This is a genomic window from Desulfosceptrum tomskiensis (assembly GCF_049818055.1).
Taxonomy (GTDB): Bacteria; Bacillota; Desulfotomaculia; order Desulfotomaculales; family JASEER01; genus JBFLVT01.
On sequence record NZ_CP187479.1, the window covers coordinates 2041234 to 2055377 of the forward strand.

11 protein-coding genes, 1 pseudogene and 1 riboswitch are annotated in these 14144 nt (G+C 60.8%); of the genes and pseudogenes, 7 read left to right on the forward strand and 5 right to left on the reverse strand.

The features are described 5' to 3' along the window. Positions 1 to 60: 60 nt before the first annotated feature. From ACPV0M_RS10365 to ACPV0M_RS10385, 5 genes and pseudogenes are all read right to left on the reverse strand, one after another. Positions 61 to 1803: an NADH-dependent [FeFe] hydrogenase, group A6 gene (locus ACPV0M_RS10365; RefSeq protein ID WP_425620563.1), complete on the reverse strand. Its 1743-nt coding sequence runs from the start codon at positions 1801 to 1803 to the stop codon at positions 61 to 63. Positions 1804 to 1831: 28 nt separating this feature from the next. Then, positions 1832 to 2131, reverse strand: coding sequence for an NADH-ubiquinone oxidoreductase-F iron-sulfur binding region domain-containing protein (locus ACPV0M_RS10370; protein WP_425620564.1), 300 nt, complete (start codon positions 2129 to 2131; stop codon positions 1832 to 1834). A 40-nt stretch (positions 2132 to 2171) separates the two neighbouring features. Beyond that, positions 2172 to 3920: an NADH-dependent [FeFe] hydrogenase, group A6 gene (locus ACPV0M_RS10375; protein ID WP_425620565.1), complete on the reverse strand. Its 1749-nt coding sequence runs from the start codon at positions 3918 to 3920 to the stop codon at positions 2172 to 2174. Between the two features lie 96 nt (positions 3921 to 4016). Continuing rightward, entirely contained in the window at positions 4017 to 4391 is a 375-nt protein-coding gene (locus tag ACPV0M_RS10380; protein ID WP_425622195.1) for an NADH-ubiquinone oxidoreductase-F iron-sulfur binding region domain-containing protein, read from the reverse strand. Between the two features lie 45 nt (positions 4392 to 4436). Then, positions 4437 to 4844: pseudogene (locus ACPV0M_RS10385) on the reverse strand (hydrogenase iron-sulfur subunit); the annotation flags it as partial. A 554-nt stretch (positions 4845 to 5398) separates the two neighbouring features. Here ACPV0M_RS10385 and ACPV0M_RS10390 point away from each other — a divergent pair. From ACPV0M_RS10390 to ACPV0M_RS10420, 7 genes are all read left to right on the forward strand, one after another. Continuing rightward, positions 5399 to 5653: a TM1266 family iron-only hydrogenase system putative regulator gene (locus tag ACPV0M_RS10390; RefSeq protein WP_425620566.1), complete on the forward strand. Its 255-nt coding sequence runs from the start codon at positions 5399 to 5401 to the stop codon at positions 5651 to 5653. 2 nt (positions 5654 to 5655) lie between these two features. Next, on the forward strand, positions 5656 to 7146 hold the full coding sequence (locus ACPV0M_RS10395) for an aspartate ammonia-lyase (protein ID WP_425620567.1): 1491 nt from the start codon (positions 5656 to 5658) through the stop codon (positions 7144 to 7146). Positions 7147 to 7176: 30 nt separating this feature from the next. Then, on the forward strand, positions 7177 to 8649 hold the full coding sequence (gene hydG / locus ACPV0M_RS10400; protein ID WP_425620568.1) for a [FeFe] hydrogenase H-cluster radical SAM maturase HydG: 1473 nt from the start codon (positions 7177 to 7179) through the stop codon (positions 8647 to 8649). Next, positions 8636 to 8929, forward strand: coding sequence for a hypothetical protein (locus tag ACPV0M_RS10405; RefSeq protein ID WP_425620569.1), 294 nt, complete (start codon positions 8636 to 8638; stop codon positions 8927 to 8929). The genes hydG and ACPV0M_RS10405 overlap by 14 nt, the downstream gene beginning before the upstream one ends. Next, positions 8922 to 10217: a [FeFe] hydrogenase H-cluster maturation GTPase HydF gene (hydF, locus tag ACPV0M_RS10410; RefSeq protein WP_425620570.1), complete on the forward strand. Its 1296-nt coding sequence runs from the start codon at positions 8922 to 8924 to the stop codon at positions 10215 to 10217. The genes ACPV0M_RS10405 and hydF overlap by 8 nt, the downstream gene beginning before the upstream one ends. A gap of 1 nt (position 10218) precedes the next feature. Next, positions 10219 to 11283: a [FeFe] hydrogenase H-cluster radical SAM maturase HydE gene (gene hydE, locus ACPV0M_RS10415; RefSeq protein WP_425620571.1), complete on the forward strand. Its 1065-nt coding sequence runs from the start codon at positions 10219 to 10221 to the stop codon at positions 11281 to 11283. A 297-nt stretch (positions 11284 to 11580) separates the two neighbouring features. Further along, positions 11581 to 11771, forward strand: a riboswitch (cobalamin riboswitch). A gap of 253 nt (positions 11772 to 12024) precedes the next feature. Continuing rightward, positions 12025 to 14118 carry a ribonucleoside triphosphate reductase gene (locus ACPV0M_RS10420; RefSeq protein WP_425620572.1) on the forward strand — a complete coding sequence of 698 codons (2094 nt, stop codon included), beginning with the start codon at positions 12025 to 12027 and terminating at the stop codon, positions 14116 to 14118. The last annotated feature ends 26 nt before the right edge of the window (positions 14119 to 14144 follow it).

Here is a 14144-nt window from a genome sequence, read left to right on the forward strand (position 1 = left end):
ATGCTCCCGCCGGCAAGAACCCCTGACGTATATCAGGGGCGGGAATGGCCCGATTAGAATCTATTCAACCTCCGGCCGCCATCCGCGGGCAACGTAGGTAGTGTGAAGCAGTTTGTGCGACTTATGACCCAAAGGCTTCTCCAGGTATTCGTCATAGAGCTTTTTGACCTGCGGATTCTCATGCGACTTGCGGTACGGCAGCGCCTTGTCGCGCTCGTAGATCCCGCCGATGCGCCGCTCGCGCGCCACGGTGCCGGTGGGAATCGGCTGGCCGCCGCCCCCGATACACCCGCCGGGACAGCACATGATTTCGATAAAGTGATAATCCTTTAGTTCCCCGGCGCGAAGCTTATCCATCAGAATTCCCGCATTGCCCAATCCATGGGATACCAGTACCTTGACGTCAAGGCCGTTAACCGGTACTGTCGCCTCCTTGATCCCCTTCAGGCCCCGGACCTCTTCAAAGTTAATCTGATCCAACGTCTTGCCCGTAACCAACTCGTACGCCGTACGGAGAGCCGCCTCCATTACGCCGCCCGTGGCGCCGAAAATCTGGGCGGCGCCGCTGCCGATGCCCATCGGTTCGTCATAGTCCTCGTCGGGCAGGTTGGCGAAGTCCAGACCGGCTTCTTTGATCATCCGGCCCAGTTCGCGCGAGGTCAGCACCACATCCACGTCCCGGTAGCCGCTGGCGTTCATCTCCGGGCGCGCCGCCTCGAACTTCTTGGCCGTACAGGGCATGATCGAGACAACAAACACGTCGGCGGGGTCGATCCCCTTCCGTTGCGCGTAATACGTCTTCGCCAGCGGCCCTAACATCTGTTGCGGCGACTTACAGGAGGAGACATGCGCTAAAAGATCCGGATAGAAGTGTTCGATGTACTTGATCCAGCCGGGGCTGCAAGAAGTAATCTGCGGCAGGACGCCGCCGTTGTTGATCCGTTCGAGGAGCTCGGAGCCCTCCTCCATGATGGTCAGATCGGCCGTAAAGTTGGTGTCGAACACGGCATCGAAGCCGAACCGCCGCAAAGCCGCCACCATCTTGCCGGTGATATCCGTACCCGCCGGCAGGCCGAACATATCCCCAATGGAGACGTGAGTCGCCGGCGCTGTCTGGACCACCACGTGTTTTTGCGGGTCGGCCAGGGCCGCCCAGACCCTGGCGGTCTCATCACGCTCGTAGATCGCGCCCACCGGGCAGACCAGGATACACTGCCCGCAATTTACACAGTTGGTCTCCGCAAGCGGCGCCCTGAGGACCGGAGCAACCACGGCCTCGCCGTCCACCTTCTTGAACTCGATGGCGCTCACGCCCTGTATCTGCTGGCACACCGTGACACAGCGGCGGCAGAGAATGCACTTGTTCGGATCGCGGATGATCGCCACCGAAGAGTCGTCGATGGGGTAAGCAGGCCGCGTCCGCGGAAAGCGCACTTCCCGGATGCCGAACGTCGCCGCCAGATCCTGCAATTCACACAGACCGTTCCTTACGCAGGTGGGACATTCCATGGGATGATTGGCCAGGATCAGTTCCACGGTTACCTTGCGCGCCTCGCGTATCGTCGGGGTATTGGTACGGACCACCATCCCCGCCGCCGCCGGGGTGTTACAGGCAGTTTTGAATTCCTTCTCCCCGTCGACTTCGACCACGCAGATACGGCAGGCGCCGACGTCATGACCGATATCCTTCAGATAGCATAAGGTAGGTATCTTAATCCCGACTTGAGCTGCCGCATCCAGGATCGTCGTCCCCGGCTCCACCTCAATTCGTTGTCCATCGATGGTCAGCGCAAACGTACTCATCCTTCACCCCTCCTTCATTGCAAAACCATCATGCGCCAGCCTGAAATACGGAGGGATAGCGTGACAGGAGTTCCAGGACAAGCCTGCCCCCGATACGCCCCACTCCGCATTTGGCGCCCTGGCCGACAGTGCGCGCCAACTCGCCGACCGCGGCTAATTCTTCTATACTAACCGGGCTTCCGTTGTCAACCTTGTCGAGAACCGCCGCAATCTGCCTGACCCCGTGCCAGCAGGGAAGACACTCGCCGCAAGACTCATTACGCACCAGAGCCAGCAGAGACCGGGCCAACTCCGAGACCACTTTTGGATCGGCGTCACCGTTATGCATATTTTCAAACCTCCTCCAGGAAAAAATGGCTTCACCCCGGTTACGGTCTGGGCAGGTATCGGGTATGAAGCAGTTCGTGCGACCGGTGGCCCAAGGGTTTCCCGAGGAACTCCTCGTAGAGCTTATCTACCGCCGGATTCTCGTGTGACTTCCGGTACTTCATCGCCGCGTCCACCCGATAGAGTCCCTCGATCCGGTTCTGCCTTACTTCCATGTCCGTCGGAATCGGCTGGCCGCCGCCCCCGATACACCCGCCCGGACAGCACATGATCTCAATAAAGTGGTAATCCTTGAGCTCTCCGGCCTTCAGCCTTTCCATGACGTGACGGGCGTTACGCAGCCCATGCACCACCATCACCTTTAAGTTGACCCCGTTCAACGGCACTACCGCCTCCTTAACCCCCTCAAGGCCACGCACCTCCTCAAAGCCAACCTGCTCAAGCGTTTTGCCGGTCACCACTTCGTAAGCCGTGCGCAGCGCGGCCTCCATCACGCCGCCGGTGGCCCCGAAAATTGCCGCCGCTCCAGTGGAGACACCAAGCGGCTCATCATACTCGTCGTCCGGCAAAATGGCGAAGTCAATTCCCGCCTGCCTGATCATCCGTCCGAGTTCCCGCGACGTCAGGACGACATCGACATCGCGACTGATGCGGGGATTGTCCCAGTAACGCCTCGCGGCGTCCATCTCCGGTCGCGCCGCCTCGAACTTCTTGGCCGTACAGGGCATAACCGACACCACGAAGATGCTGGCGGGATCCCGGCCGGTCTTTTCGGCGAAATACGTTTTGGCGATCGCCCCGAACATCTGCTGGGGCGACTTACAGGAAGAAACGTGCGGCAAGAGTTCAGGGTAAAAATGCTCCGCGTACTTGATCCAGCCCGGACTGCACGAGGTGAGCTGGGGGAGTACGCCCCCTTCGGTTAACCGCTTGATCAGCTCGGAAGCTTCTTCTATGATGGTCAAATCAGCGGTAAAGTCCGTGTCGAAAACGGCGTCAAACCCCAGCCTACGGAGAGCGGCGACCATCTTGCCGGTGACCGGCGTACCGGGAGGCAACCCGAACATGTCGCCGATGGTCACGCGGGTGGCCGGCGCCGTCTGCACCACCACGAATTTCTGCGGGTCGAGCAGGGCTTCCCAAACAATATCGGTTTCATCCCTTTCGGTAATCGCAGCCGTCGGGCAAACCAGCGCGCACTGGCCGCACTGCACGCATTTTGTTTCATCCAGCCGAAGGTTCGCCGGCGGACCTATGAAGGCGTCAAACCCGCGGCCCTGCAGGTCGATCGCACCGACGCCCTGCACATCGTTACACACGCTTTCGCAGCGGCGACAAACTATGCATTTCCGCGGATCACGCCAAATCGCGGGAGTGGAGTCATCGGGCGGCAGATCGGCGTGTGTCGCCCCGCGCATCCGTACCTCACGCACGTTCAGCTGAGCGGCCAGCGCCTGCAGCTCGCAGTTGCCGTTGCGCAAACAGGTAAGGCATTCCAGGGGATGATCCGAGAGAATCATCTCCAGGGTCACGCGGCGGGCGGCACGTACGGCCGGCGTATTGGTTAATACTTTCATGCCGTCTTCGGCCGGTGTGTCACAGGCCGTGACGAATTCCTTCCTTCCAGCCACTTCGACCACACAGATGCGGCACGCGCCAACCTCATTAATGCCTTTGAGGTAACAGAGCGTGGGAATCGTCACCCCTGCCCCGGCCGCAGCTTCCAGAATCGTGGTTCCGGCTTCCACTTCAACCTTTTGTCGATCGATGACCAGGCTGATTTTTCCCATATCTTCGCCTCCTTCAAGCATGACAGCGGTCCGGGCGGCCGGCGGCTGTTTTGCGGTATACAGCCTACCGGCTGTCCGGCAAGGTTCCAAAAGCGGTCACGCGTCCCGGCCGACTACGCTTTCCCAGCCGCGGTTGGCTTCCACTGTCGCCAGACACTTTCCCTCAAGATGCGCCTTGAGCTCGTCCTGCCCGTGTCTGGCCACTTCGGCTACCGCCCGTCCCGCGATCCGACCCAGATCGCACTTCGCCGCGAGGCCTATCGCCGTGGCGGCTTCCGCCAATGACGCAAACTCGCCTTCATCGGCTTCTCCCTTCAGCACTCTTTCAAAGACTTCAAGAAGACGCCTGGTGCCGATGCGGCAAGGGATGCATTCGGCGCACGAGTCGCGCTGGACAAGCTCCAGAAAATACCTGGCCATCTCCACCATGCAGACGTTTTCTTCCAGGACCAGCCGACCGACCGAACCCATCGCCGAGGCCACACGCGCCAGGGTTTCGATGTCGGCTTCGGCGAAACGCTGCGTGTTGGGTCCGAGTTCGCGCAAAAAATCCGTGTATTCCCTGACCGTGCTGGCAAACCGGATACCTTCCCCCGCGGATATCCAGCGCACCCAGAGCCGCTCGCGCTCGATATCCACCCACTCCAAAAGGCGCCGCAAGATTCTGATCCGGCGCTCGGCGTAGTAGTTTCCCTTAACATAATGGCAGTCACCGGGATGACAGCCGGCCACTAGAACTCCGTCCGCCCCGAGCATCAGCGCTCTGAAAATGAAGCCCGGGTCAATCCTTCCGGTGCACATCACTCTGATCGCCCGGATATTCGGCGGATACTGGAACCGGCTGACCCCGGCCAGGTCCGCTCCGCCGTAACTGCACCAGTTGCATAGAAACGCGATAATCTTCGGTTCAAAACCGTTCTTCATCGCCGCTCACTCCTTCCTGCCATACCTGTCCCTCAGCCCGCGAACAAACTTTCGGTCTTTCCAAACCTCACCCCCAAAAAGAAAAGACCACGAAAGCATTCGATACCTTTCGGCCGACCTTCGTGGTCTTTTGTTCGCTCTTAATTTTTATGGGTTCACATGATCACGGAAAACAATAGCTTCGTACTACTGCTGTTCCGATTATGCGTTTAATTTAATTTATAATCGGTTCGCTGTTGACGGAAAATATCCTGCTGCTTTCAAAAACATTTTTACTTTTGATTTGGGGACGATCTCAGGAACTTAGTTCTCGTTCAGCAGGAAGTTCGGCAGTTCTCGTCGAATAGGCGCTTTGTAACAAGTTAGGTCTAACCGCGAAGGTTATAAAAGGCCACGAAGGTCTTCGTTCCCCGGGAAACCCGGGGACAGTCCTTGTGGCCTTTTTGCATGCTGTATACCGATGTCCTGCGCGGAGGGTTTACCTGAAGGCAAGGGATGGCGGGCCCACCCTTTTTGCCGGGGTGGGCTTCTGAAATTCTTGGGGGAGATGTTACATGGAGACTCGGATCGGGATTCTGGGCATTGTAGTGGAAAACCGGCGGGAGATGGCGTCTAGGGTCAACGAGATCCTGGGCGCGCATGCCGATATTGTCGTCGGCCGTATGGGTGTTCCCTACCGTGAGAAAAACTTTTCGGTGATCGCACTTATCGTTGACGGGAGCACCGACGCCATCGGCGCCTTGACGGGTAAACTCGGGGCCTTGCCGGGCGTGAAGGTAAAAAGTGCTTTGACGGGGAGGCGCACCTGACTGTGGAGACCACTTTTTCGGATTCCCCTTCCCTCAGAACGGAAAAAGATCTGCTCGGTGAAGCGGCCCTACCCCGCGACGCCTACTACGGCATCCACACCTTGCGGGCGCGGGAGAACTTCGCCGTCTCCGGCATCGCGGTCCACCCCGACCTGATCTGGGCCCTGGCGCTGGTCAAAAAGGCGGCGGCCCTGGCCAACATGGAAACCGGGCTTTTGGACGCGCGGCGCGGGGCGGTTATCGCGCAGGCGGCGGAAGAACTGGCCGCAGGGATGTGGCGGGACCAGATCCTGGTCGACGCCTTCCAGGGCGGCGCGGGCACCTCAACCAATATGAACGTCAACGAAGTCATCGCCAACCGGGCCATCGAGCTGCTCGGAGGCGAAAAGGGCGACTACTCGCTTGTTCACCCCCTGGACCACGTCAACCTGGGCCAGTCCACCAACGACACCTTTCCTACGGCCTTGCGGGTCGCCGCCATCAAGCTGGTGCGGCGGCTCGCCCGGGCGATGGCCGGCCTGCAGGGGGCGCTGCAGGCCAAGGAGAAGGAGTTCGCCCGCATTCTGAAGACCGGCCGCACCGAAATGCAGGACGCCGTCCCGGTCACCCTCGGCCAGGAGTTCGGCGCCTGGGCCGAAGCGGTGGCCCGTGACTGGTGGCGTCTCTACAAAGCGGAGGAGCGGCTGCGGCAGGTAAATCTGGGCGGTACGGCCGTGGGCACGGGGCTGAACGCGAGCCGGCGCTATACATACCGTGTCATCGAGGTCCTCCGTGAGTTGACCGGGTTCGGCCTTTCGCGTGCTGAGAACACCTTCGAGGCCACGCAAAACGCCGACATCTTTGCGGAAGTCTCCGGATTCCTGAAGGCAGCGGCGGTCAGCCTGGCCAAAATCACGGGAGATTTGCGCCTCCTCTCTTCCGGCCCCCGGGCGGGCCTCGCCGAAATCAGGCTCCCCGAGGCGCAGGCCGGCTCGTCGATCATGCCCGGCAAGGTGAACCCCGTTATTCCGGAGATGGTGACCCAGGTCGCCTTCCAGGTAATGGCCAACGACGCGGCCGTCGGCATAGCCGCCGCCTCCGGACAACTGGAGCTCAACGCCTTTCTGCCGCTGATCGCCCATAATCTCCTACAGTCTTTAACGCTGCTGGCCAACGCGGTTGACATCTTTGCCGCCGGATGCATCCGGGGCATCGAGGCCGATGCCGCCCGCTGCCGGGAACTTTTGGACGCCAGCCAGAGCGTGATTACGGCCTTCGTTCCCTACATCGGGTATGAGAAAGCCACTGCCTTGGTACTCCGGGCGGCGGCCGCCCGGCGTCCGGTGACCGATCTCCTGGTTGAAGAAGGGCTCTTCTCCCCCGACGAGATCGAGGTGATACTGCGCCCCGAGGAACTGACCACGCCGGGTATCGCCGGTGCGCGTTATTTTCGGCGGAAGCGAGGTGGTGATCTTTTCGAAAACCGGAACAGGTCGGCCGATAAAAGAACCTGATTTGACCTGATTTGAAAGGAGAGAGCTAGCGTGACCCCGCAAGAGCAAGCCTGGCGCGAGCAGCGTACGGCAGTAATCAGAAAGTACGAGGAAACAGAAAAGCGGACGGACTTTATAGACGACGACGAAATCCGGCGCATCCTCGAAAGCAGGGCCCATCCCGACCGACCACAGATCGAGGAAGTCCTGGCCAAAGCCCGGGAATTGAAGGGTCTTACACCGGAAGAGGCGGCGGTGTTGATTAACTGCCGCGACCCCGAGCTGGTGCAGGAGGTTTTCGCCACCGCGCGCTGGATTAAGGAAGAGGTATACGGCAACCGGATCGTGCTCTTCGCGCCGCTGTACCTGTCGAGCCCTTGTGTGAACAACTGCGCCTACTGCGGTTTTCGCCACACCAACGACGCGGTGACCAAAAGAACCCTCTCTCTGGAAGAACTGGAACAGGAGGTCAGGATCCTCATTTCGAAAGGGCACAAGCGTCTGATCGTGGTCTACGGGGAGCACCCGGAAAGCGATATCGACTACATGTGCCGCACCATCGAAAAGATCTACTCCATCAAGAAAGGGCGCGGGGAGATCAGGAGGGTGAACGTGAACGCACCTCCGCTGACGGTGGAGGAATACCGTCGCGTAAAGGATGTCGGCATCGGTACCTACCAGGTCTTCCAGGAGACCTACCACCATGCCACCTACCGGAAAATGCACCCGGCCAACACGCCCAAAGGCTCTTACCGCTGGCGGCTCTTTGCCCAGCACCGGGCCCAGGAGGCGGGTATCGACGACGTGGCCATCGGCGCACTCTTCGGTCTGTACGACTGGCGTTTCGAGGTTTTGGGCCTCATTATCCACGCCAGGGACCTCGAGCGGGAGTTCGGCGTGGGACCGCACACCATTTCCTTCCCCAGGCTCGAACCGGCCCTGAACACGCCTCTCACGACAAACTCGCCCTACCTGGTCAGTGACGAAGACTTCAAGAAAGTCATCGCCGTCCTGCGGTGCGCGGTGCCGTATACCGGTATGATCCTTACCTGCCGTGAACGGCCGGAATTCCGGCGGGAAGCCATCCGCCTGGGGATTTCGCAAGTGGACGCCGGCTCCCGCATCGCCGTGGGCGGCTATGCCGAGATGGAGCGGGAGCACATCCCGGACCGGCAGCAGTTTCAGCTCGGCGACACCCGTTCGCTCGACGAATTCATTTACGAACTCTGCCAGGACGGCTACATCCCCTCCTTCTGTACCTCGTGCTACCGGGCCGCGCGCACGGGGTGCCACTTCATGTCCTTTGCCAAGAAGGGACTGGTGAAAAACTTCTGCATCCCGAACGCGGCGCTCACGTTTAAAGAATACCTGCTCGATTACGCTTCGCCGCAGACGCGGGCCCTGGGCGAGGAAGTCATCGGGCACTACCTGGAGTGGTTCAATCAGAAGATGCCCAAGCGCACACCGCAGCTGCACAAACTGCTGCAACAGGTGGAGGCGGGAGAACGCGATGTCAAATTCTGACGTTTTCGGCACCCTGGCCCGCGCGGTTTGCGAGCGCTTCGGGGTCCGGAAGGTTTATTTCGCCCGGGCGCTCGGCCACCGCCTGCACTACCTGGGAGGCCACGGCGAAGAAACCTACCTGCCGCCGGAGAAGGTGGAAATAGATGAAGGTCTCTGGATGTTTTACGCGGGCGCGGAGGAATTGCCGCCGGGTCAAAAGGAAGAGTTGCTGCGGGCAGTACGGGAGGCCGCACTGCGGCTTCGGCAACACGCAAAGGAGGAGGGAACCGGGAATGAGTGATCTGAACGCCACCCCGCGCGGCCAGCGACCGCACATCGCCCTCTTCGGCCGGCGCAACGCCGGGAAATCGAGCCTGATCAACGCCCTGGCGGGGCAGGAGATCGCCATCGTGGCCGATGTTCCCGGCACGACCACCGACCCGGTAGCCAAGGCTATGGAGATCCTGCCCCTCGGGCCGGTGATGCTCATCGACACGGCGGGTCTTGACGACACCGGTGATCTGGGAGCCCTGCGGGTCAAAAAGAGCCTCGAGGTATTGTCGAAGACGGACCTGGCGCTCCTGGTGGTCGACCCGGCGGATGGTCCCGGCAAATACGAGGAGGACATGGTGGCCATGGTGCGCGCCCGCAACATTCCCGTTATCGGCGTGGCCAACAAACTTGACATCCACCCGGACCCGCCCCTTTCGGCCTGGGCGGCGGTCCTGCCCATACCCTGGACGGCCGTCAGCGCGCTGAAAGGTCTCGGCATCGACCGTCTCAAACAGTTGATCGTCCGTCACACGCCCGGGGACTGGGCACTGCCGACCATTGCGGGAGACCTCATCGCGCCCGGCGACACGGTGGTCCTGGTGATTCCCATCGACAAGGCGGCGCCGAAGGGCAGGCTCATCCTGCCGCAGCAGCAGGTTATCCGTGACATTCTTGAACACGATGCGGTCGCCGTAATGGTCAAGGAACGCGAACTCCGCCACGCGCTCGACGGTATGGTCAGGCGGCCGCGCCTGGTGGTCACCGACGCCTCGGCTTACCTCAAGGCCGCCGCGGACACCCCTCCCGACGTGCTCTTTACCTCCTTCTCAATCCTGATGGCCCGCTACAAGGGCGACCTGAATACCCTGGTGGCCGGGGTCGGTGCCGTAGACAAACTGCGGGCGGGTGACAGGGTCCTCATCGCCGAAGCCTGCACCCACCACCCTGTCGAGGACGATATCGGCCGGGTCAAGATCCCCCGCTGGCTGCGCCAGGCGGTGGGCGGGGAGCTCTCCTTCGACGTGGCGGCCGGCGGCGGTCCGCTCCCGGAAAACCTCGGGGACTACAAGCTGATTGTCCATTGCGGGGCGTGCATGCTGAACCGACGGCAGATGCTCTCCCGCATCATGCAGGCCCGGGATGCAGGTGTGCCCATCGTCAACTACGGCGTGCTTATGGCGCACATCCACGGCGTTCTGCGCCGGGCGCTTTCCCCCTTCCCGGCGGCCCTGGCCGCCTTCGGCACCGCAACAGGGGAGGACGACGACGACGAGGACGCGCTGCCGGTCCGCTTCCGCGGGCCGGTCGGAGAGTGATATGTTGCGGCCGGAGTTCGCCGCCGCGCTGGCCAAGGCCGGCGAAGCCCACACGCTCGCGCGGGAGGAGATCGTTCTTCTTCTCGGCGCCGAAGGAGAGGAGGCGGCGGCGCTTTTCCGGGCGGCCGACCAGGTGCGGGCCGCACACCTGGGACCGGAAGTGCACCTGCGGGCGATCATCGAGTTTTCCAACCACTGTGCAAGGAATTGTCTCTACTGCGGTCTGCGGCGGGATAACCGCCGCATCCGGCGTTACCGGATGACGCCGCAGGAGATCCTGGCTGCCGCGCACCGGGCGCGCCAGGGGGGATACCGCAGCATCGTCCTGCAGTCGGGCGAGGATCCGGGTTTTGCTTTGGACGACCTTGCCCGCGTGGTCAAGCGGATCAAAGAAACGCTGGATGTGGCCGTAACCCTTTCCCTCGGCGACCGTTCAAGGGACGATTACCGGCGGCTGCGCGACGCCGGCGCCGACCGCTACCTCTTGAAGCACGAGACAGCCGATCCGGCGCTCTTCGCACGCTTGCGCCCCGGAACCACCCTCGAGAGCCGCCTTGAAAGGCTGCGCTGGCTCCAGGAGCTCGGATACCAAGTAGGCGCGGGCAGCATCGTCGGCCTCCCCGGTCAGACCTGCGAAACACTCGCCGCCGACATCTTTCTGCTCCAAAGCATCGGCGTGGAAATGGCCGGTATCGGCCCCTTCATTCCGCATCCCGATACACCACTGGGCAGCTCTCCCCCAGGATCGACAGATACAACGCTCAAAGTCCTCGCGGTAACCCGCCTGCTGCTGCCGCACACCCACCTGCCGGCTACAACGGCGCTGGCCACCCTCGATCCGGACGGCCGGCGTCGGGCGCTGGCCGCGGGTGCGAACGTCGTGATGCCGGACGTCACGCCGGCGCCGTACCGGCAGCATTACGCTATTTATCCCGGCCGCAGCCGGCCGCAGGGCGAAGGTGAAGCATCCTTCGCCCGATGGGAACGAGAACTGAGGGCAATCGGGCGGCAAGTAGGCACGGGCTACGGGCACATTCTCCGCCGGGGCTCCCCCCGCGGCAGTTGACGGCCGCCGGCGCCCGTGCTAGAATGGCTCTAACATATTAAGGATAAGCAGGTGCCCCTTGCCAGGAGGCCGTTGCAAAACCCACAAGATTTGCGCTACTGGAGCAATGTGCCTGAGTCTCGGGCTGACGCCGAAGAGTCAGCCCGAGACCGTTCAAAAGCAAGCATGGCGCGAAAGGCCTTTGAGATGTGAGTCGTGGGAAGTCAGAAGTGGGGACACAGGGTTAGAATTCGCTTGGTGAATTCCTTCATTGATACTCACCTCTGACCTCTCGCCTCACACTTCTCAAAGCCAGGCGAAGCTTTTCAACGGTCTCCAGGGGAGAATAGGGAATCAGGTGCGAGTCCTGAGCAGTCCCGCTACTGTGAGCGTTGAGCCGCCCCCCAGGATGCCACTGCCGGCACTCGGTTTCGTTTGAGTGCTGAGCGGGAAGGCGGGCGGCGGCGATGACCGCGAGCCAGGAGACCTGCCTGCTTATTTAGTGCTCTTGCCTCCGGTCGAGAGGCGGGGAGCGGCGTGTTCGAAACCAAGGGCTCCACCGGTACGCTTGTCTTTAACGTGCATAGGCGGTAGGAGATATTGGGATTTTGCATGCTGGGACCCTCCCCAAGTTAACCGGGGCAGGGTCTTTGTGCTTTTATGTCAGCGCGAACCGGTAAAATGTCAGTTTCTTAAGCGGTAAACACTCTTAACACGTTTTTAACGAGGATATGCCCAAATTAATTAATCAAGGAGGCAACCATGATCACATCGATCCAAAAACGCGATGGGCGTATAGTAGCTTTCGAGAGTATGCGTATTACTAATGCCATTGCACGAGCTTTTAAGGCTACGGGAGAAGCCAGGTGGGCGGACACTGACGCCGCCCCGGCGGTAACGCAGCGCGTGATCGAAGCTCTGGAAAACCGGGGCATTGCCGCCCCCACCGTTGAAGAAATACAGGACCTGGTCGAAAAAAGTCTCATGGAACTTGGCTATCATCAGACCGCCAAGGCCTACATCCTGTATCGCGAACAGCACCGCCAGATGCGCGAAATGAAGTCTTTAGTAAGCTGCGACCTGGTGGAGTCCTATCTCAACCAGGCGGACTGGCGCGTGGCCGAGAACGCCAATTCGTCTTTTTCACTGCAGGGATTGAACAGCTACATCTCCAACACCGCGGCCGCCCACTTCTGGCTGGAACGCATCTACCCTCCCGAAGTGCGCCGGGCGCACCTCGAAGGCGACTTTCACATCCATGACCTCGGTTACCTGAGTGTGTATTGTGTAGGGTGGGATCTCAAACAGGTCCTTGAAGAAGGTTTCGGCGGGGTGCCCAACCAGGTATCGTCCGGGCCGCCCAAACACTTCCGCTCGGCGCTGGGTCAAATGGTCAACTTCCTGTATACTCTTCAGGGCGAAGCCGCGGGGGCGCAGGCTTTTTCCAACGTCGATACGCTTCTCGCCCCCTTCGTTCGTACCGACAATCTAACCTACAAGGAAGTAAAGCAAGCCATTCAGGAGTTTGTTTTTAATCTAAACGTACCCACCCGGACGGGTTACCAGACACCGTTCACCAACATCACCATGGACCTGGATATCCCCGCTTTTATGAAAGACGAACCCGCCGTTGCAGGCGGCCGGGAGTTAAATACGGCTTGCGGTGACTTTCAGGAAGAAGTGAACTTGATCAACGAAGCGTTCGCCGACGTGCTAATGGATGGCGACGCCTGCGGGCGAGGGTTCGCCTTTCCTATTCCGACCTACAATGTTTCACCGGAATTCGCCTGGAAAGGTCCTGTAGCACAAAAGCTCTTCGCCGTTACGGCCAAATACGGGACGCCCTATTTCGCCAACTTCATCAATTCCGATCTCAGGCCGGAAGACGTGCGGTCGATGTGTTGTCGTCTCAGAATCGACAATAAAGAGCTTCTAAAGCGGGGCGGCGGGCTTTTCGGCGCAAGCCCCCTGACGGGTTCCATCGGGGTGGTCACGCTGAACCTGCCGCGCCTGGCGTACCTGGCGCGGGACGAACAGGACTTTTTCGCCCGCCTGGCCCATCTGGCATCCATCGCTGTGACGTCCCTGGAGATTAAGCGCCGCGTGCTCGAAAGGCTCACCGGCGGCGGGCTCTATCCGTACTCACGCCATTACCTGCGGGAGGTCAAGGAGCGAACGGGGCATTACTGGACCAACCACTTCGCCACCATTGGCCTGGTCGGAGCCGCCGAAGCGGTTAAAAACCTCCACGGTAAAAGCATCTATGAGCCGGAAGGCCGGGATTTCGCCAAGCGCATACTCGCTTTCCTGAGGGAGTTTCTGGCCGGCGTGCAGGAACGCACTGGCAACCTCTACAACCTGGAGGCGACGCCCGCCGAGGGGTGTTCGCACCGCCTGGCCCGCATCGACAAGAAGAAATTCCCGGGCATACTCGCGGCCAACGAAGACGCATGGAGAAAAGGCGCGGCGCCCTACTACACCAACTCCACCCAGCTCCCGGTTGACGAGACCGACGACGTTTTCGCCATGCTCGAACATCAGGAACCGCTGCAGACGATGTATACGGGCGGGACGGTGGCCCACATTTTTGTGGGCGAGGCCCTGCCCGACCCCGAAAGCTGCGCCGCGCTCGTCAAAAAGGTGACCGAGGGCTTCCGCCTGCCCTATATTTCGGTCACGCCGACTTATTCGGTGTGCGCAAGCCATGGGTACATCAGCGGCGAACACCGGCAATGCCCGCGCTGCGGAGGCACCGCCGAGGTTTATTCGCGCATCGTGGGCTATTACCGCCCGGTCAGCCAGTGGAACGAGGGGAAAAAGGCCGAATACGGCCGGCGCAAAGCATTTCGGCTGTAAAACGGCTGGCTGAAATGCGGGCGGCG

Bases quoted from the DNA above. Each gene is read 5' to 3' on its own strand.
- ACPV0M_RS10375 (WP_425620565.1), bottom strand. From the start codon at position 3,920: ATGGGAAAAATCAGCCTGGTCATCGATCGACAAAAGGTTGAAGTGGAA.
- ACPV0M_RS10370 (WP_425620564.1), bottom strand. From the start codon at position 2,131: ATGCATAACGGTGACGCCGATCCAAAAGTGGTCTCGGAGTTGGCCCGG.
- ACPV0M_RS10365 (WP_425620563.1), bottom strand. From the start codon at position 1,803: ATGAGTACGTTTGCGCTGACCATCGATGGACAACGAATTGAGGTGGAG.
- hydF (WP_425620570.1), top strand. From the start codon at position 8,922: ATGAGTGATCTGAACGCCACCCCGCGCGGCCAGCGACCGCACATCGCC.
- ACPV0M_RS10390 (WP_425620566.1), top strand. From the start codon at position 5,399: ATGGAGACTCGGATCGGGATTCTGGGCATTGTAGTGGAAAACCGGCGG.
- hydE (WP_425620571.1), top strand. From the start codon at position 10,219: ATGTTGCGGCCGGAGTTCGCCGCCGCGCTGGCCAAGGCCGGCGAAGCC.
- ACPV0M_RS10420 (WP_425620572.1), top strand. From the start codon at position 12,025: ATGATCACATCGATCCAAAAACGCGATGGGCGTATAGTAGCTTTCGAG.
- ACPV0M_RS10405 (WP_425620569.1), top strand. From the start codon at position 8,636: ATGTCAAATTCTGACGTTTTCGGCACCCTGGCCCGCGCGGTTTGCGAG.
- ACPV0M_RS10380 (WP_425622195.1), bottom strand. From the start codon at position 4,391: ATGGGTTCGGTCGGTCGGCTGGTCCTGGAAGAAAACGTCTGCATGGTG.